19 protein-coding genes and 2 pseudogenes are annotated in these 17,464 nt (G+C 63.9%); 10 read left to right on the plus strand and 11 right to left on the minus strand.

The features are described from left to right. Positions 1-60: 60 nt before the first annotated feature. Positions 61-216, minus strand: coding sequence for a hypothetical protein (locus tag ACO07W_RS11655; RefSeq protein WP_421843338.1), 156 nt, complete (start codon positions 214-216; stop codon positions 61-63). Positions 217-718: 502 nt separating this feature from the next. On the opposite strand from ACO07W_RS11655, the gene ACO07W_RS11660 reads away from it, so the two are divergent. Beyond that, complete coding sequence (locus tag ACO07W_RS11660) at positions 719-1,768, plus strand: DUF4328 domain-containing protein (protein WP_421843340.1); 1,050 nt, start codon at positions 719-721, stop codon at positions 1,766-1,768. A gap of 5 nt (positions 1,769-1,773) precedes the next feature. Beyond that, positions 1,774-2,598, plus strand: coding sequence for a glycerophosphodiester phosphodiesterase (locus tag ACO07W_RS11665; RefSeq protein ID WP_421843342.1), 825 nt, complete (start codon positions 1,774-1,776; stop codon positions 2,596-2,598). A gap of 15 nt (positions 2,599-2,613) precedes the next feature. On the opposite strand, the gene ACO07W_RS11670 is transcribed toward ACO07W_RS11665, so the two are convergent. Next, a complete protein-coding gene (locus ACO07W_RS11670) occupies positions 2,614-3,159 on the minus strand; it encodes a ferritin (RefSeq protein ID WP_421843344.1) in 546 nt (181 codons plus the stop codon). 186 nt (positions 3,160-3,345) lie between these two features. Then, the gene (locus ACO07W_RS11675) at positions 3,346-4,446 is read right to left on the minus strand and encodes an LCP family protein (protein ID WP_421845947.1); all 1,101 of its coding nucleotides are present in this window, start codon (positions 4,444-4,446) and stop codon (positions 3,346-3,348) included. On the opposite strand from ACO07W_RS11675, the gene ACO07W_RS11680 reads away from it, so the two are divergent. Next, entirely contained in the window at positions 4,350-4,622 is a 273-nt protein-coding gene (locus tag ACO07W_RS11680; protein ID WP_421846178.1) for a hypothetical protein, read from the plus strand. The genes ACO07W_RS11675 and ACO07W_RS11680 overlap by 97 nt on opposite strands. Before the next feature lie 51 nt (positions 4,623-4,673). Here ACO07W_RS11680 and ACO07W_RS11685 read toward each other — a convergent pair whose 3' ends face one another. Then, positions 4,674-5,474, minus strand: coding sequence for a DUF2470 domain-containing protein (locus tag ACO07W_RS11685; RefSeq protein WP_421845948.1), 801 nt, complete (start codon positions 5,472-5,474; stop codon positions 4,674-4,676). A gap of 94 nt (positions 5,475-5,568) precedes the next feature. Here ACO07W_RS11685 and pheA point away from each other — a divergent pair, with 94 nt between their 5' ends. After that, a complete protein-coding gene (pheA, locus tag ACO07W_RS11690) occupies positions 5,569-6,534 on the plus strand; it encodes a prephenate dehydratase (RefSeq protein WP_421843346.1) in 966 nt (321 codons plus the stop codon). After that, positions 6,531-7,217, plus strand: coding sequence for a histidine phosphatase family protein (locus ACO07W_RS11695; protein ID WP_421843348.1), 687 nt, complete (start codon positions 6,531-6,533; stop codon positions 7,215-7,217). The genes pheA and ACO07W_RS11695 overlap by 4 nt, the downstream gene beginning before the upstream one ends. A 5-nt stretch (positions 7,218-7,222) precedes the next feature. On the opposite strand, the gene ACO07W_RS11700 is transcribed toward ACO07W_RS11695, so the two are convergent. The 3 genes and pseudogenes from ACO07W_RS11700 to ACO07W_RS11710 form a co-directional block, all read right to left on the minus strand. Continuing rightward, complete coding sequence (locus tag ACO07W_RS11700) at positions 7,223-7,426, minus strand: hypothetical protein (RefSeq protein ID WP_421843350.1); 204 nt, start codon at positions 7,424-7,426, stop codon at positions 7,223-7,225. Between the two features lie 66 nt (positions 7,427-7,492). Beyond that, entirely contained in the window at positions 7,493-7,843 is a 351-nt protein-coding gene (locus ACO07W_RS11705) for a metallopeptidase family protein (protein ID WP_421843352.1), read from the minus strand. A gap of 18 nt (positions 7,844-7,861) precedes the next feature. Next, a pseudogene (locus ACO07W_RS11710) lies at positions 7,862-9,046 on the minus strand (septum formation family protein); the annotation flags it as partial. A 121-nt stretch (positions 9,047-9,167) separates the two neighbouring features. Between ACO07W_RS11710 and serS the strand changes: the two are divergent. Beyond that, positions 9,168-10,427, plus strand: coding sequence for a serine--tRNA ligase (gene serS, locus ACO07W_RS11715; RefSeq protein ID WP_421843354.1), 1,260 nt, complete (start codon positions 9,168-9,170; stop codon positions 10,425-10,427). Positions 10,428-10,504: 77 nt separating this feature from the next. On the opposite strand, the gene ACO07W_RS11720 is transcribed toward serS, so the two are convergent. The 4 genes from ACO07W_RS11720 to ACO07W_RS11735 form a co-directional block, all read right to left on the minus strand. Then, positions 10,505-10,837, minus strand: a complete 333-nt coding sequence (locus tag ACO07W_RS11720) for a hypothetical protein (protein ID WP_421843356.1) — start codon at positions 10,835-10,837, stop codon at positions 10,505-10,507. Further along, positions 10,834-12,384 carry a Rieske 2Fe-2S domain-containing protein gene (locus ACO07W_RS11725; protein WP_421843358.1) on the minus strand — a complete coding sequence of 517 codons (1,551 nt, stop codon included), beginning with the start codon at positions 12,382-12,384 and terminating at the stop codon, positions 10,834-10,836. Before ACO07W_RS11725 ends, ACO07W_RS11720 begins: the two co-directional genes overlap by 4 nt. Positions 12,385-12,522: 138 nt before the next feature. After that, on the minus strand, positions 12,523-13,797 hold the full coding sequence (locus tag ACO07W_RS11730; protein WP_421840071.1) for an IS256 family transposase: 1,275 nt from the start codon (positions 13,795-13,797) through the stop codon (positions 12,523-12,525). A 58-nt stretch (positions 13,798-13,855) separates the two neighbouring features. Then, the gene (locus ACO07W_RS11735; RefSeq protein WP_421843360.1) at positions 13,856-14,635 is read right to left on the minus strand and encodes a phosphotransferase; all 780 of its coding nucleotides are present in this window, start codon (positions 14,633-14,635) and stop codon (positions 13,856-13,858) included. Between the two features lie 60 nt (positions 14,636-14,695). On the opposite strand from ACO07W_RS11735, the gene ACO07W_RS11740 reads away from it, so the two are divergent. From ACO07W_RS11740 to ACO07W_RS11755, 4 genes and pseudogenes are all read left to right on the plus strand, one after another. Next, positions 14,696-15,472 (plus strand): lysophospholipid acyltransferase family protein, encoded by a 777-nt coding sequence (locus ACO07W_RS11740; protein ID WP_421843362.1) that lies wholly within the window; start codon positions 14,696-14,698, stop codon positions 15,470-15,472. A gap of 3 nt (positions 15,473-15,475) precedes the next feature. Further along, positions 15,476-16,213, plus strand: a complete 738-nt coding sequence (locus ACO07W_RS11745; protein WP_421843364.1) for a lysophospholipid acyltransferase family protein — start codon at positions 15,476-15,478, stop codon at positions 16,211-16,213. Between the two features lie 23 nt (positions 16,214-16,236). Beyond that, a pseudogene (locus tag ACO07W_RS11750) lies at positions 16,237-16,406 on the plus strand (1-acyl-sn-glycerol-3-phosphate acyltransferase); the annotation flags it as partial. Positions 16,407-16,601: 195 nt separating this feature from the next. Further along, complete coding sequence (locus ACO07W_RS11755; protein ID WP_421843366.1) at positions 16,602-17,423, plus strand: HAD family hydrolase; 822 nt, start codon at positions 16,602-16,604, stop codon at positions 17,421-17,423. Positions 17,424-17,464: the final 41 nt, after the last annotated feature.

Genomic DNA, 17,464 nt, shown 5'->3' on the forward strand with positions numbered 1-17,464 from the left:
CGCCGCAAGCACGACCCGAGGGGTTGCAGGCCGTGGGTTGTCCGCCTGGGCGGCGGGAATTCAGAGCAAAACGATGGCGGCGAGAACCGCCAGCAACGTCAGCGCGATCAGGCCGGCGCGCAACGCGGCGAAGCCGTAGGAGTGATTCCAGACCGGTGAGCCCGAGCATGAGTTCGGCGGTGTCGTCGACCCGGGGCCGTATGAATGCGTGGCCATCGAACGCCTTTCGCCTGGCGGTCCACCCCGCGCCAGTAAGCTATGTCACAACGATGTTATGTGTTGGTAATCATAACTCTTCGTGGAGCGCTTCGGCAATTGACGGCGGTGTAGGACCCGGGGTGGCTTCGGACGGCCGGCACGGGACTGCGCATGTGTCCTGTCGTCGGCAAACGCTGCAGCAGGAGACGGCCGGTTGCGCGCGTCCGACAGGACCCCGCCGGTACCCGATGTGCAATGCGGTTGCCAATTCGCTCGAGCACCCACGTAGCTGTTTATCGAGGGTGTGTTGATAGGGCGCATTATCCACAGCTACCACCTCGGCGTACGGCTAGAAGCAGTGCCGACCGTTTCAGAGCCGGGCAGTTACTTGTGGATAAAGATGTGCAAACTGTGGATAGCTAAGGGTAGTTGGTGGTAGCTGCGTGCATCGAGTGCAGGTGGATTCAACAATGATTTGGGATGGACGGGCTCGTATCGCCGCCGGCGCTAGGCTGGTCAAGTGATTCAGGTGTGCTCCCAGTGCGGCACTCGATGGAATGTCCGCGAACGGCAACGCGCGCGGTGCCCGCGGTGTCGTGGGGCGCTGATGGCGCCGTTGGTCGACCCGCCCGTGCCGGACGGGCGTTGGCGTACACCCGCCGGTCCGCCGGTACCGCCGACCCGCGGCCTGCGGCCCGCGCCGCCGCAGCTGCCGCCGGGCTTTCGATGGATCGCGGTGCGCCCCGGTGCGGCCCCGCGATTGCGATCCGTGAGACGGTCGCGCGGGCCTACTCCTCGGTACACGGTGATGCCGCGCTGGGGTTTGGCCGATCGTGTCGAGCAACCCGTCGCTCCGCCGGTGGCGAAACCAGCGAAGGCAGGGCCATCGGCAGCCGCGGTGCGAACCTCGCTACTGGTGAGCCTGCTGGTTCTTTGCGTCGCGGCGCTGGTGTTCGTGGGTCGCTATCTGCTGCTGATCATCAACCGCAACACTTTGCTCAACTCGGTGGTCGCTGGTGTCTCTGTCGGGTTGGGCGTGGTGGCCAGCCTGGTGGCGATCGTGGCGGTGAGCACTACTTTTGTGCTATTGATTCGGTGGTTGGCCGCGCGCCGAGCCGCGGCGTTTACCCAGCAGGGCCTGCCGGAGCAACGTTCCGTTCGGGCCCTATGGATCGGCTGCCTACTCCCGTTGGTCAATCTGCTTTGGGCGCCTGTGTACGTGATCGAGTTGGCTCTCGTCGAGGACCAATATGTTCGGATGCGTCGACCGATCTTGGTGTGGTGGAGTGTGTGGGTGGCCAGCAGCATGGTTTCCGTGTTCGCACTTGCGACCAGCTGGGCCTCCGACGCCCAGGGAATTGCCAATAACACCGTGGCGATGGTGCTTGCGTATCTGTGTGCGGCGGCAGCGGTGGCGGCGCTTGCGCGAGTCTACGAAGGGTTTGAGGGCAAACCGGTTGAGCGGCCCGCGCATCGCTGGGTGGTGGTAAGCGCAGATCGGTCGGATGATCCGGCCAGGCGCGAATCTGGCGACGTAGTTGAGTTGGCCGGTCAGGAACCGGCAGCATAGTAGACATGATGTGGGCGGATGAGGTGCTCGCTGGGCACCCCTTTGTCGTTGCCCACCGCGGCGCGTCAGCCGCCCTGCCCGAACATACGCTGGCCGCCTACGAATTGGCGCTCAAAGAGGGTGCTGACGGCGTGGAATGCGACGTACGGCTGACCCGAGACGGCTACTTGGTATGTGTGCATGACCGCCGCCTGGACCGGACCTCGACCGGAGCGGGTCTGGTCAGCACGATGACGCTGGCTGAGCTTAGCGAGCTTGAGTACGGTGCGTGGCACGACAGCTGGCGACCTGACGGCACTCACGGTGACACCAGTCTGTTGACCCTGGACGCGCTTGTTTCGCTGGTCCTTGATTGGCATCGGCCAGTGAAGATCTTTGTCGAGACCAAGCATCCCGTCCGGTACGGCTCGCTGGTGGAAAGCAAATTGCTGGCTCTGTTGCACCGCTTCGGCATTGCCGCGCCGGCCTCCGCCGATCGATCGCGCGCGGTGGTGATGTCGTTCTCGGCCGCGGCTGTTTGGCGCATTCGGCGGGCCGCGCCACTGCTACCGACGGTGCTGCTCGGCAAGACCGCGCGATACTTGACGAGCAGCGCTGCCACGGCGGTCGGGGCTACCGCGGTGGGCCCGTCGCTGTCGGCCTTGAAAGAGTACCCGCAACTCGTTGATCGATCCGCAGCCCAGGGCCGGGCGGTGTACTGCTGGAACGCCGACGAGTACGAAGACGTTGACTTCTGCCGGGAAGTGGGGGTGGCCTGGATAGCCACCCACCACCCTGGGCGAACCAAGACATGGCTGCAAAACGGGCGTCCCCACGCTGGCAGCAGCTAGGGCCGCGGCAGTGGCCTAGAGCCGGCCACCAGCAGCGTTCGGTGCGCCTGATCCGGCCGGTGCGCGGTCGACCTCGCGGGCTACGAAGTTCTCTAGTTCGAACAAGTTGGTGCCCGCCCGATCGGCGACCTTCACCAGCGTGGTCATCAACGCCATCTCTTCGACCTGTTCCTGAAGGAACCACTGCATAAATTGTTCGCCGAGGAAGTCGCCCTCATCACGGGCCACCGCCGCTAGCCGGCTGACTTGTTCGGTTACTGCGCGCTCCAGGTCGAGTGCGAGCGCCAGAGCATCGCGCGGTTTGCCGAACTGATTGCGTACCGAGTCGGCTCCGGGGATCTCGACGTGAACATCACGGTCGAGCAGATATTGCACGAGCATCATCGCGTGATTTCGTTCCTCAACCGCTTGGCCGTAAAAATGCTTCGCTAATTGCGGGAGATCTTCTGCGTCAAAATATACCGCTATAGCGATGTACTGCTGAGCGCTGGTGAATTCGTTGTGAATTTGTTCTTGCAGCAATGCGTTGAATTTTGTTTTTAGTCCGTCGTAATCACTCATGATGTGAAGGTTACCGCTGGTAGATGGGCCGTGCAACGAAGGTTCGACTTACTCAGGAAAGGTTTTCCTAAGTACATTTTCCGCGTCGCTAAAATAGGTCCAAGGCAGGTCAGGTTTGCCTAAGTAATCCAAGGCTATGTTGAAATGAAAAATGGAATTTGTTTGGTTGAATCGCTCGAGGCCGGTCTAAGGCTGGTCGACGAGCGCGGCGGTGGGTAGCAGTGCGTCGAAGGCCAGCGCGCCGAACAATTCGCGGGCCGCGTCGTGGTCCCAGATCACCACCGAGCCGGCGGCGCTGGTAGTGAATTCACCGATCGGGACGGTCGTGGTGATGGTGCGATCGTGTAATGCCCAGCCGAGCCGAGCCAGGTCCCACACATGAGCACCCCGGTCCACGGTCAGGGCGCCGGCCGCGGCGCGTGGCACCGTGTACCACCGGAACGGATTGAGCCATACCGCCGGGTTCTGGGCGCGATGCAGCAGGGCCGACATGAATTGGCGCTGGTTGACCATCCTGTCCAGATCGGCTCTCGGCGTGGCCCGCGTTCTGACGTAGCCCAGGGCGTTGCGCCCGTTCAGCTGTTGGCACCCGGCCGGCAGATCGATACCGGCCAACGGATCGTTGATCGGATGATCAGGGCACGCGGTGACGCCCCCTAGGGCGTCAACCAGGATCGCGAAACCGCCGAATCCAATCTCGGCGTAGTGATCGAGGCGCAGGCCGGTAGCCTGCTCGACGGTCTTCGTCAGCAGCGGCGGTCCGCCCCACGCGAACGCGGCATTGATCTTGTCCCGGCCTTGACCAGGTATCGGCACGTAGGAGTCGCGCGGAATCGACACCAACGTCGTCGGTGCGCTCGCGCCGAACCGCGGCACGTGGACCAGCAGAATCGTGTCGGTGCGCCCGTCGCCGGTATCACCACCGGTAGCCAGTTCGTGTTGTTGATTGACCGTGAGGTATTGGCGGCTGTCCGACCCGACCAGTAGCCAGTTTGTGCCCCTGCTGGACCCCGGCCGATCGGGATAGTCGGCTAGGACCGGTGCCCGGTGCAGCGACCTGTCGAGCCAGACGGCGGCACTCAGAATGCCGCCAATGCTGATCAGGAACCCGACCAGCACGCTGAACGCTACAACACGGATCCAGCTGCGTTTGCGACGTTTGCGCCGCGTCTTCGGCGCAACAGGACGTGGTGGGGGCGTGGTTCGCCGCCCATCCCGAGCGGGTGTCCGGGGCTGACGCCGGGGCGCAACCGGACTGCGCCGAGGCGGTGCAGCGGGGGCGGGGATTGCCGGTATCGATTGTTGCGGCAGTGGCACGGCGGATTGGGCGGCTGGTTTCGTTGGGCGGGTTACCCGGCGAATCACTTGCGACGGCTCGGATCGTTCCGCAGGTGGTGACGGCGGTGTTCGTGGACGTCTGGGGTCCGCGGGTCGATCGCCGTTCACCTGGACAACGTACGTGAACAGCGCCCTCGGCTGATCGAAATCGCGGGTCGGCGCGGCGGCCCAGGCAGCTATCGAACGCTTTGCCGACGGGCCTGCAAGCCGTTGACGAACGGGCAACCCATCAGCGCCCGGATGGCCTGGTTCAGCCCGTTCATGTCGTCCACTGGCTTGTGAAACGGCAACCGGATGTCGTGGTCGCCGACGTTGGCTTCAACGCGAAATCGCATACCGTATCTGTCGAGGCCGAGTGTGCGGACTGGTCCACGTCGCAGCGGCGCCGGCAGTCTCGACACCAGCCGTGCGACTACGTCGTTGTGCGCGGTGGCTAGATGCCACAGCAATGTGGATTCGATCTCGCAGAACGGGTCTGGCCGGGCCGCGAGCAGTTCCTTCACGCTGACGGCCTCGGCGCCAGCGGCGTCAGTAACCACCACGGACGCGATTTCAAGACGGAAAAGGGTGTACCGCACCTCGGCGCCGCCGACGTGGCCGGACTCCGGGGTCTCGATTTGCAACAGGGCTGGGTTCGGGTCGCTTGTGGCGATCAAGTCGAGCATCGCGGGCAGGGCCGACGGCGGGACGTGACGGAGGTGGCCGCGGACCCAGACCAGCGAACGGACGGGTTCGCGAACGGGTAGGGGCGCGTAATCGGTCAACTCCAGCAAGGCTTGTGATCCGCATGCCGCTTCGCCGTTGGCGTGCGCGTCGGCAGGCACGGCCACTGCGAATGAGCCGTCGCACAACAGATGGTGCAGTGGTGTGGCGACCGGATCGGCGCTTTCCACTGCGAGCAGTGCGCCGCTGGCCCGTGTGCAGGCACTGCGAATACGCTCTGCGGTGGTCGGCGCACTGTCGATGAGGGACGGCATTATTTCCTCCTGCATTAGGTAAGCCTAAGTTAACTTAGGCTGGGGGGGTGTTGCAAGGCTTGGCACCCGGTGGTGCGCCGTTAGGGTTGTCAGCGTGGCCCGCATCGCGTACCTCGGTCCGGAAGGAACCTTTACCGAGTCGGCATTGCTCCAGTTGGTGTCGGCCGGCCTGGTTCCTGAAAACGGACCCGATGACCTGTCGCGGCTGCCGATCGAGAGCACACCCGCTGCGCTGGATGCTGTGCGAGACGGCGTCGCGGACTATGCCTGCGTGCCGATCGAGAACTCTATCGATGGCTCGGTGATGCGGACTTTGGACAGTCTGGCACTCGGTTCGCCCCTGCAGGTTTTCGCCGAGACGACGCTGGACGTGGCATTCAGCATCGCTGTCAAACCCGGCCGCAGCGTCGCTGACGTACGAACCATCGCTGCCTTCCCGGTGGCGGCCGCGCAGGTCCAGCTGTGGCTCGCGTCCCACCTGCCCAGCGCCGAGATCGAGCCGGCGTATTCCAATGCTGACGCCGCGCGGCAAGTCGCCGACGGCAAGGTCGACGCCGCGGTAACCTCGCCGCTTGCCGTCACCCGCTGGGGTTTGACCGCGGCGGCTGACGGTGTTGTGGATGAGCCAAACGCCCGCACCCGGTTCGTCTTGGTAGGCCTTCCGGGGCCAACGCCGGCCCGAACTGGTGTTGACCGCACCTCGGCGGTGCTTCGCATCCACAACGAGCCCAGCGCATTGGTGACTGCGTTGAACGAGTTTGGCATGCGCGGCATCGACCTCACCCGGATCGAATCCCGACCCACTCGCACCGAACTGGGCACCTACCTGTTCTTCGTGGACTGCGTTGGCCATATCGACGACGGCGCCGTCGCCGAGGCACTCAAGGCGCTCCATCGTCGTTGTCTTGAGGTGCGGTATCTGGGTTCTTGGCCAACCGGACAGGCGAGCAGGGAAGAGCCGCCGCCGCCTGACGAGGCAGCGAGCTGGTTGGAGCGGCTGCGGGCCGGCCAACCGGAGAAAGGGCGGCAGCCTTCCGGGCCCGGGGAGGCTGCGCGGTGAGTGGGCGGCTGGTGCTGCTGCGGCATGGGCAGTCCTATGGCAACGTCGAACGTAGATTGGACACCTTGCCTCCCGGAGCCGCGCTGACGTCGTTAGGTCGCGAACAAGCCCGAGCATTCGCCCGTGCCGGTGGCAGGCGGCCAGCCATGCTCGCGCACTCCGTGGCCAAACGAGCCCACCAGACAGCCGAAGTTATTGCCGGCGAACTCGATATCTCGCCGCATGAGGTTGCCGGCATTCACGAGGTCCAGGTTGGGGAGCTGGAAAACCGCAGCGACGACGAGGCCGTCGCCGAATTCAATGCCATCTACAACCGCTGGCATGGCGGTGAGCTGGATGTGCCGTTACCTGGTGGCGAGACCGCCAACGACGTATTAGATCGGTACCTACCGGTGCTCAACGACCTACGTATGCGCTACCTAGACGACGATCATTGGGATTCCGACATTGTGGTCGTCAGCCATGGTGCGGCGATACGTCTGGCCTCCGCGGTGCTGGCCCGAGTGGACGGACAGTTCGTGCTGGACAACCATTTAGGCAATGCCGAGTCGGTGGTGTTGGTCCCGATTACCGACGGCCGGTGGAGTTGCGTGCGCTGGGGAACTCAGATGCCGCCGTTCTGCCCCGAGGCCGACGCCACGGCCGCCGAGGCCTCGCCGTCGCAAACCGGCCCCATGGGCTGATCTGATCAGACCGCTCGAGCGACCGACCCCGCGCATCGGCAGCCGAGGACATCACAGTCCGCGGCGAAGGCGTGCGGCAGTAGCTCGGGGCTAGGGCAGTCTGCCTCGGTGCATTCTGCAGAGCCTTCCAAACGGCCTCCCGCGTGGTGAACGATGGTGCCGTGACAGTGGTCCAAGTCTGCTCGGCAGTCGCGGCAGCCCGTGCTCATACGGCGTTAATAGCATTGGAAGCCGACATCTGGTGAACGACGCGCCCAGCGTGCCGACCAATATGTTCAGTCCCAGCCCAGTTCGCTCAGCCTGTTGTCGTCGATGCCGAAGTGGTGTGCGATTTCATGGATCACCGTGATCGCCACCTGGATGGTGACCTCTTGGGCCGAGTCGCAGGCGTCCAGCAATGAGTCCCGGTAGATCGTGATGGTGTCGGGCAGCGTTCCCGCGTAGTCGGAGTCGCGTTCAGTTAACGAGACCCCTTCATACAGGCCGAGCAGGCCATCGTCTTGGGGGTGACGGTCCGAGACCAGCACGACGACATTGTCCATGACCGCGGCCAACTCGGGTGGGATCAGGTCGAGTGCGTCGGAGACCAGGTCGTCGAACCGCCGCGGGTCCATCCGCGTTGCCACCGCAAGCCGCTAGCCGGCCGGGGCTCCAGGAGCCGTCGCTGGCGGGTGTTGATGGGGAAGATGCTGATTACTCGGCCGTCCGGTTGCCGCTGGGGTGTTGGGCTGGTACGCCGGCACCTGAAGTGGAATAGGCGGTGGATGGAGCCGCTCTTCGGGAATGTCCGGCGGAGGCACCGGCGGTTGACCGTTGATCAGCAGCTTCCCCTTGGCGCCGTTGACCAGTGTGGCCCACCCTCCATTGCCTAGCGTTGCACCGACGCTACACGCGACCGCACGGCTACCGGCTGCCCAGCTGGGCATCGACAGCGTGGGGTAGATCAGGGTCAAGGTGGTTATTCGTAACTTGACCGGTGCGAGGTAGGTATCGGTCATACGGGTGCAGGCGTCCTTGATATAGGCGTCCTGTTCGGGTTCGGCGGGCAGGGATTCAGGGAACTTCTCGGCCAGGTTGACCGTGCCGGTTACTTCCATTGCGTGTGGAGCCGCGCAATCCACCGGGATGTCTATTGGCTGATTGGTAGTCGAGTCGATACCCAGACAGGTGCCTGCCGGCCAGATTTTCGACTGGTCGACGTCGGCCACTTTTCCCTTGACGGTGACCTGGTGGTTGTTCGGGCCGGGCAACTGCAGACCACACAGCATCCTGCGTTCGCCGGCTTGCCGCCATGCCCGGTCGCCGGACCACAGCATGCTTACCGTGAACCGGCTGTTGGGGTCGAATTTCGCGCCGAGGTAACGGCGGACGGCGGTCTGGCACTGTTCTTGACTGATCTGCTGGATGCGAGCGGGCGACGGGGGGCTGGCGTCGCGCCCGTACTCAGTCCCGGGGAACGTTCGCATGTCGATGGACTCAGCGACTTCGAACCGGTGATCATCGGTGCACTCGACGATGGTCGCGGCCTCCGGCCTGCCGTCCGGCCACATGAGGCAGTCGCCACCGTCGGCGTTGTTGAAGGCGGTGTTTCGCTTGGTTCCGGTACTGGGCACCGGGTTGTCGGCGATATAGCTGGCCAGCCGCTGCGGCCCGGTGCTCACCGCGGGAATGGCAGTGACGAGCCCGGCGAACAGCAGGCCCCCTAAAGCAGTGAGCAGCAGTCCCCGCCGGGTGGCCGAGGCCTGCAGAGTGACCGGCCATCGAGAACCTGCCGTCGACTGTTCCGCCTCGCCGGCAGGTTCAGATTCCTTCTCAACCGCGTCCAACATCCGCTCCATTCTGACAGGGACGGCGTGGCAGCGGACCAATGTTGCACATGTCGTCTCCCGGGATTGTCGCCACGGGGTGCCGCGATGCCCTGACTGCCTCGTCAAAAGTAGTCTTGCGCCCGTGATCGACCTGAAGCTGCTCCGGGAAGACCCCGACTTGGTACGCCGTTCCCAACTCAGCCGAGGCGAGGACCCGGCGCTGGTAGATACCCTGCTAGCGGCCGACGCCGCTCGCCGAGCCTCGATTTCAGCGGCCGACTCGCTGCGAGCGGAGCAAAAAGCCGCCAGCAAGAGTGTGGGTGCCGCGACAGCGGAGGAGCGCCCGGCGCTGCTGCGGCGTGCCAAGGAGCTAGCCGAACAGGTCAAACGCGCCGAAGCGAGTCAGTATGAGGCTGAGGTCGCGTTCACCGCGGCACACATGGCGCTGTCGAACGTCATCTTGGACGGTGTGCCTGCCGGAGGCGCGGATGACTTCGCAGTACTGGATGTTGTTGGTGAGCCTGCGGCGATCGAAGATCCCCAGAACCATCTAGAACTCGGCGAAGCGCTGGGCCTGATCGACATGCAGCGCGGCGCCAAGGTCTCCGGGTCGCGCTTCTACTTCCTCACCGGTCGGGGCGCTCTGTTGCAGCTGGGGCTATTGCAGCTGGCATTGCGCATGGCTGTCGAGAACGGTTTCACGCCCATGATTCCGCCGGTTCTGGTGCGGCCGGAGGTGATGGCCAGCACCGGATTCCTGGGGGCCCACGCCGATGAGGTATATCGGTTGGAGGCCGATGACCTCTACCTGGTCGGCACCTCTGAAGTGCCCTTGGCCGGCTACCACGCCGACGAGATCTTGGACCTCTCCGGTGGGCCGTTGCGGTATGCGGGCTGGTCGTCGTGTTTTCGCCGCGAGGCTGGCAGCTACGGCAAGGACACACACGGCATCATCCGGGTACATCAGTTCGACAAAGTCGAGGGTTTTGTCTACTGCGCGCCCGCTGATGCTGAGGCTGAGCATGAACGGCTGCTGAGCTGGCAGCGTGAGATGCTGGCGCGCATTGAGGTGCCGTATCGGGTGGTCGACGTGGCCGCTGGTGACCTCGGCACATCGGCCGCGCGCAAATTCGACTGCGAGGCGTGGGTTCCGTCGCAGGGCACCTACCGCGAGCTGACCTCGACGTCGAACTGCACGACGTTTCAGGCGCGCCGGCTAGCTACTCGCTATCGGGACGCGAACGGCAAGCCGCAGATCGCGGCCACGCTCAATGGCACATTGGGCACCACCCGGTGGTTGGTGTCAATCCTGGAGAACCATCAGCGGCCCGACGGCACTGTGCGTGTGCCTGACGCGCTGGTCCCCTTTGTCGGTACTGAGTTGCTTGAGCCCGTTGGGTAGTGGCGGCCACACGCCGATCCTCGGCGCGAGTCCGGGGTAGACGGCTGGGTTCGGCGCGACCATCAAACGGGAATGCTTTAGCCGCGTTGGCTGAGCAGTTCGTCCAGCAATGCCGTGAAATCGTCTGGGCGGACCGGCGTGAAGGCGGGTTTGAACCGCACCCTGGGTACGTCCAGGGTGATTAACGTCGACCTGAGCGGCCGGTGCACATCCAGCGGCAGCCAGCGTTGGAGGTCGGAGCTGCCCCAAATGCGAAACCGGTGCATGAGCAGACCCAGCGGCTGTGCTTCGTAGCCCCAGATCTGGTCCAGGGCAATGATTTTCGCCGTTCCTGACGGAAAGTGGTAGCGGCGCAGTGTGACCGCGGCGCGATCCAGCTGGACCAGCCCGTCATCGTAAAACTGCTTCATGACCGTGCACTCCGAAGCGGATGGCCCCGTGCGGTGATGCAGCGGCCGTCATCCAGGCGCCATTGCCATCCGTGCAAGTTGCAGGTCAGAGTATTGCCCTCTACGACGCCGAACTTCGAGAGATCAGCTTTGAGATGGGGGCAACGGCGCTGAATCTCCCAGCCGTCGAGGGTGATCGACGCAGAATCGTCATGAGTCTCGGCGAACCAGCCATCGGCGTAGGCGATCCGCTCGTCGGTCAGGCACTTGAAGAATGTGTACAGGTACTCGTTGTAGCCGCCAACACGCCATGCGCGAAAGCGGGTGGACAAAAAGATGGTATTGACCCAGTCGGGTTCGCGATCACGCAGCACCGTGCGTACCAGTTCCGGCGCGATGGCAAATCCGTACCGAACCTTTTCATCGGGAATCCGTTCCCGCACAGCGCGTTTAGGAAAATCCAAAATGATGGTTTCGGGACCGATGACCAGCTCGACGGGGTAGCCGATCCCATCGCAGATCTCGTCGCTTTGCACCATGATCGGCTCGAACAATGCGCGCAGGGGTTCTAGCAGCGGGTCGCCGGTTGCGGGGGCCCAGCTGGCGCGCTCTGCGGCTAGCGCGGCGGCCTTACGCTCTGCGTAGTCGGCGATGTACGCCGCCTTACCGGTCGTGAAAATTGCCTCGACCTGGTCGGTAGGTAGCGGGTGTTGCAAGTAGTTAAGAGTTTGTCCGGTGAAATCCGCGGTTGAGCCAGGAATCATCAGTAATCCACCGGGGTTGCCGTGTTGGCGCATTTGGTCTAAGAAGACCATCTGGTCAGGGAAGATATTGGCCGGATCGTTGCTGTCGTCGTTGAGGTGGCGCAGATCCGGGTCCAAGAAACAGGGTGGTCCGGCGGACGGCACCACCCAGGTCGCGCCGACCTGGGCGATGTACTGGCGAGCCCGGTCCATGCCGCGCTGTCGTTTTTGGGTGCCGAATGCCTCTTTGGCTCGCGCGGGCATGTCATACACCATCGGATACCAGATGGCTCCGGAGTACTGCAGCAAGTGGACGTCGATATGGCCGAATTCCGATGTCAGCGCCGCAAGATCGATCGGCCGCGAATCGTTCATGTTGAGAGTCGTTGTCACGCCGTCCGACACCACCAGTGCCGAGTCTCCAAGCGGGCCGTCGGCCGGCGCCCGCAGCGCGACGATCATGATGTCGAGGTCGCCCCGGGGTCCGGTGAGCCGATGCTTAACCGAGTCGCTGGTTTCGAAGAACTGGTGAAATCCCAGCTTTTCTAGCTCGTGTCGTAGGTCGGGCACCGGGTAGTCGGGCAGCAGCACCACTGCGTCCTTGTTGACGTGTGCGGCCAGGTGCCGAGCATCGAAGTGGTCTTTGTGCAGGTGCGAGATGTAGAGGTAGTCGCAATCGCCCAAGGCGTCCCAGTCCAGCGCGCTGTTGTCGGGGAACGGGAACCAGGACGCGAAGTAGGCCGGATTGACCCACGGATCGCACAGAATGCTGCCTGCTTCGGTCTGGATCAGAAAGCCCGCGTGACCTACGCTCGTAAGCTGCACAAATTCCTTTCGGGGCCCTTGACGCGTGGTGACTTTTCAACGCAAAGCGCCGCTACGATCCTAGCGCGATCCATCATCCTCAGGGTGGCGTCTTAGGACTGGTGTAAAAACGCTGGGCGCATGTTCCTGGTGGTCATGTTACGCGGCGGTGGTGTCGGTCGTGGTTGTTGTGGTGGGGGGATGCAGTGGGCGGGGTGGCTCGAGCAGTTGGTGGCGTAGTTCTTGGAGGTGGCGGCTGGTCGCTGATGTTTGGGTGACTCCGCGCCAGCCGCGGCTGGCGCGGTCGAGGACGGCCCATACCAGCGACAGACAGCTGGTTTCGCCGGGTAGGCGGCCGATGACCTTGACCCGGCGACGGGATTCTCCGAAGGTGCGTTCGATGAGGTTGGAATGGCGGATGCGTGTCCAGTGTTGGCGGGGGAAGCGCAAATGCACGCTCAGCGAGGCGAAGTCGTTGGCCAGGCAAGCGACCGCGGCTGGGTAGAGCCCGCGGTATGTGGTGGTGAACTCCTCGGCGCGGCGGGTGGCTTCATCCACGGCCTGCTGGCCGGGTGGCTGGTCAATGTCATCGAAGATCGACCAGAACGCGGCTTTGATCTCGTCCTGGACCGCGACAGGTGTCTTGGCGATGACGTTACGGCAGCGATGGATCAGACACCGCTGACGCAGGCTTGCCGGAAACGTGGTCTCCCATGCGGCGATCAGGCCCGGCGCCCCGTCGGAGATGCCCAGTAGCGGCGGGCGTAGTCCCCGGTTCCTCAGGTCAGCCAAGAAGTCGGCCCACGCATCAGCCGACTCCGCTGCGGCTGGGGCCAGCCCAATAAACAGGGGCTTGCCGTCGGTGCAGATGCCCCAGGCGGCCAGCACCGGCTCGGCCGGGGCGTTGGGATGCATCCGAAAGTTCGAGGCATCCAAGAACAGGTAGTCCAACACCAGCTCATCAAGGCGTCGAGACGACCACGCAGCGAACTCGTCTTTGATGGCCGCACAAATCCGGCTCACCGTCGAGCGCGACAACGCCGCCTGCGAGCCCAGCACCTCGGCCAACGCGGCCTCGATGTCGCGATCCGACAAACCGCGCACCCATCCCGAAATCACCAACGCCTCCAGAGCGTGGGTGCGCGTCACCCCGGCACCGAATAGCCGCGAACAGAACCGCTCGTCGGTGTCGCGTAGTTTCGGGCGGCATAATTCGACCGAGCCCATCGTGGTCTTCACCGTCGCCGGCGGTTGATACCCATTGCGGTACCCGCCCGGGCCGTCCTGAACCCGACGCTGGTGACGGGCTCGGCCCAACACTGCTTCTACCTCGGCCTCCACGGCGACCTGAAACACCAGACGCACCGATAACCGCCCGACCTCCTCCAAAATCTCGGTCAACGGCCGCTCGGTCGCGGCGAACAACTGATCCATCTCAACACGCACACGCTCAATCGGCGATACTCGCTTGGTCACGGGCGTAGCCCCTCCTTCATAGCTTTCGTCGGTTGCGACGGAACCTACGCCCGTGACCATTTACACCAGCGATGAGACGCGACCCCCGCCACAGCCGCCGGTAATAGTCGATGCGCGGCGGGTCCGGATCGACACCGTAGGCGGCGAGCAGGTTCGCCTCGGAATCGTGGCCGGGATAGTTCCACTGCAACGCGAGAGTTGCCACGGCAAGGTCTGCCCACCGGTCGGCGACTCCGAGGTCCCCGATGTCGACATGTCCGCAACAGTGTCCAGCACTGTCTATCAGCGTGTTGGGCGAACAGGCGTCGCCGTGACACACCACCAACTGATCGATCGCCGGGGGTTGGCCCAACTCTGCTCTTTTCGCCGGTGACAGCGGCGCGATCCGGGTGGTTGCCGACCAGTCGAACGGACACGATCGCACCGGCAGTCTGTCATGGAGCATGCGCAGCCCTGACCCGATGGCCCGGATCGCCGCCTCCGGTTCTGCTAGCCAGCGCGGGTGCACCGCGGAAAGGCCGGGCAGTGCTCTCGTGTGCAGCCAGGCCGTATTCCCCTCGACTCCATGTCCCAGAACCCGCGGCACCGCCACATAGCGGGCTGCCCAACGCAGGCGCCGCACTTCGCCGCCGAAGTTCACGGCGCTGGCCTCGGCAACTTTGATGAACTCAGTCCGTGTGCCCACCCGGAAAGTGACACCGCTGTTGGCGTTGACCCAGATGGCAAGGATGGGTCTACCGCTGGCAAGACGTTTGACCACTGCTGGCACTGGGGGCGGTGATTTCGGGAACGACAACGATCAGCTCTCTTCCCCACCTCGGGCGGCGCGCGGCCGGGAGCACTAGGCTGAAGTGCTGTGGAACCGGTATATGCGACTGTCATTCAGCTTGCCCGGTTGACGTGGCGTATCCAAGGGCTCCGGATCGCGGTAAGCGGGGTAGATCATCTCCCCGACAGCGGTGGGGCCGTCATCGCGATCAACCACACGGGCTACCTCGACTTTACCTTCGCGGGTTTGCCGGCCTACAGGCAGAAGCTTGGGCGCAAGGTGCGGTTCATGGCTAAGCAGGAGGTGTTCGAGCACAAGATCACCGGGCCGATCATGCGCAGCCTGCGGCATATCGCGGTCGACCGCAAAGACGGCGCTGCGTCTTACGACGCAGCGGTGGCAATGCTTAAAGCCGGCGAACTAGTCGGGGTCTACCCCGAAGCGACGATCAGTCGTAGTTTCGAGATCAAGGAATTTAAGGCCGGGGCAGCTCGGATGTCGATCGAAGCCGATGTACCGATCATCCCGACGATCGTGTGGGGCGCACAGCGGATCTGGACCAAGGACCACCCCAAAAAGCTGTTTCGCCCGAAGGTTCCGATAACGGTGTTGGTTGGCGAACCGATCCAACCAACGCTGGCTGCCACCGAGTTGAAGGGCCTGCTGCACTCCCGGATGCAGCATTTGCTTGAACGGGCGCAAGAACACTACGGACCGCATCCAGCAGGCGCGTTCTGGGTGCCACACCGATTGGGCGGCGGCGCTCCGTCCTTGGCTGAGGTGGCTCGCCTGGACGCGCAAGAGGCGGCAGCGAGGGAGGCCCGGCGCGTCGAACGGGCACATCGCGCGGCGCCGGAGCAGTGACCGATGGCCGAGCCCACCTACCGCGCTTGCGAGGTTCTGGCCCGATTGTCGGTGTTGGCCACTGGCACTCGGATCAGCTATATCGGTGTGGAGAACATTCCGGTTACCGGCGGTGCCGTAGTTGCCATCAATCACACTGGCTATGTCGATTGGATCCCGGCCGCGTTGGCCGTGCGGCGTCGGCGTCGGCGGCTGAGATTCATGGTGAAGGCCGAGATGCAAAGGGTGCGGTTGGTCCGCTTTCTGATCAAACACAATCGGGCTATTCCTGTGGACCGGAGCGCCGGGGCTGGCGCATACGCTTTGGCGGTGCAGCGCCTGCGCGAGGGAGAGGTGGTCGCGGTCTACCCGGAGGCCACTATTAGTCGTAGTTTCGAACTGAAAGATTTCAAGACGGGCGCAGCCAGAATGGCAGTCGAGGCGAAGGTGCCCATCATCCCTCTGATCGTCTGGGGTTCCCAGCGGATCTGGACGAAAGGCCACCCAAAACACTTGGGCCGGAACAAGGTTCCGATTACGGTGCAGATAGGTGCTCCGCTGGATGCCGCTCACGATATTGTGGCGACCAACGACGTTCTGCGCGAGTCGATGACGGCCTTGCTGTATCAGGCTCAGCAGGGGTATGCCCACCTGGAAGGCGCGGATTGGGTGCCGCGTCGGTTGGGCGGCGGCGCCCCGACTGTGGCCGAGGCTGCCGCTATGGACGCTGAAGAGGCCCATAATCGTATGCCGCGGCAGTGACCGCAGAGCTGGGGGAGAGGGACATGGCGGAGCCGTTCTTCCGGCTATTGGAAGCCCTCGTTCCGGCGGTCGCCGCGGCAAACGGAAACAAGATCACCTTCCATGGTCTCGAAAACATCCCGAGCATGGCGGCGCTGTGCTCGCGCTCAACCACACCAGCTATGTGGACTTCAGCGTTGCTTCACGAAGTGCAGGAGCAGTACCCGCATCCCAAAAGGGCATAGTGGGTGCCGCGGCGGCTCGGTGGCGGTGCGCCGGGCCTGATTGAATCGAGGACAATCCGAATGTCTGAACTGGCCCAGCGAGCTGACGCAAAGGTACAGCGGCGCCACCACCCGAGTGCCTGGCGAAAGCGGATGGCACTGACGACTTTGTTTCGATGACTTCCATGACGTTGCCCGCGCTGATTGCATGCGACGTCGACGGCACGTTGTTCGATGATCAGGAACGACTGACTGCCTGGACGCGCGACGCGGTTCGCGCCGCTGTCGCCGACGGCGCGCAATTCGTTCTGGCCACCGGCCGCCCGCCGCGCTGGGTGCGGCCGGTCGTTGACGCGCTCGGTTTTGCGCCGATGGCCGTATGCGCCAACGGTGCGGTGATTTATGACCCAGCGGCAGATCGGGTCGTGTCGGCACGCATGCTATCGGTCGACGCGCTGGCCGAGTTGGCGCAGATCGCGGCTCATGTCATCCCGGGCGCCGGGCTTGCGGTCGAGCGGATCGGAGACCGCGCGCACGATACCGCGACTCCCCAATTCGTCAGCTCGCCGGGCTACGAGCACGCGTGGCTCAACCCGGACAACACGGAGGTTTCGATCGAAGATCTGCTCAGCGCACCCGCGATCAAATTGCTGATCCGCAAAACCGGTGCCACGAGCGCAGACATGGTCGCCGAGCTGGCCAAGCATGGGGGGATCGAGGGTGATCTCACCTACTCCACAGGCAATGGGCTGGTCGAGATCATGCCGTCGGGAATCAGCAAGGCCACCGGCGTCGAAGAGATCGCGCGACCGCTCGGGATCGCGGATGCGGGAGTCGTGGCATTCGGTGATATGCCCAATGACGTGCCGATGCTGCTCCGGGCTGGGCATGGCGTAGCGATGCAGAACGCCCATCCTGACGTGCTGGCCGCTGCCGACGAAGTCACCGCGGCCAATACCGACGACGGCGTCGCGCGGGTGTTGGAACGCTGGTGGCCGACTCGGTGATGGCACCGAGCGTGCGGCGGTAAAGGCCGATCTGAGCTGGT

The sequence above is a fragment of the Mycobacterium sp. genome (assembly GCF_965230835.1).
GTDB lineage: Bacteria > Actinomycetota > Actinomycetes > Mycobacteriales > Mycobacteriaceae > Mycobacterium.

Bases quoted from the DNA above. Each gene is read 5' to 3' on its own strand.
- ACO07W_RS11665 (WP_421843342.1), top strand. From the start codon at position 1,774: ATGATGTGGGCGGATGAGGTGCTCGCTGGGCACCCCTTTGTCGTTGCC.
- ACO07W_RS11730 (WP_421840071.1), bottom strand. From the start codon at position 13,797: ATGGATCAGTTGTTCGCCGCGACCGAGCGGCCGTTGACCGAGATTTTG.
- ACO07W_RS11685 (WP_421845948.1), bottom strand. From the start codon at position 5,474: ATGCCGTCCCTCATCGACAGTGCGCCGACCACCGCAGAGCGTATTCGC.
- ACO07W_RS11745 (WP_421843364.1), top strand. From the start codon at position 15,476: ATGGCCGAGCCCACCTACCGCGCTTGCGAGGTTCTGGCCCGATTGTCG.
- ACO07W_RS11755 (WP_421843366.1), top strand. From the start codon at position 16,602: ATGACGTTGCCCGCGCTGATTGCATGCGACGTCGACGGCACGTTGTTC.
- ACO07W_RS11670 (WP_421843344.1), bottom strand. From the start codon at position 3,159: ATGAGTGATTACGACGGACTAAAAACAAAATTCAACGCATTGCTGCAA.
- ACO07W_RS11720 (WP_421843356.1), bottom strand. From the start codon at position 10,837: ATGAAGCAGTTTTACGATGACGGGCTGGTCCAGCTGGATCGCGCCGCG.
- ACO07W_RS11700 (WP_421843350.1), bottom strand. From the start codon at position 7,426: ATGAGCACGGGCTGCCGCGACTGCCGAGCAGACTTGGACCACTGTCAC.
- ACO07W_RS11655 (WP_421843338.1), bottom strand. From the start codon at position 216: ATGGCCACGCATTCATACGGCCCCGGGTCGACGACACCGCCGAACTCA.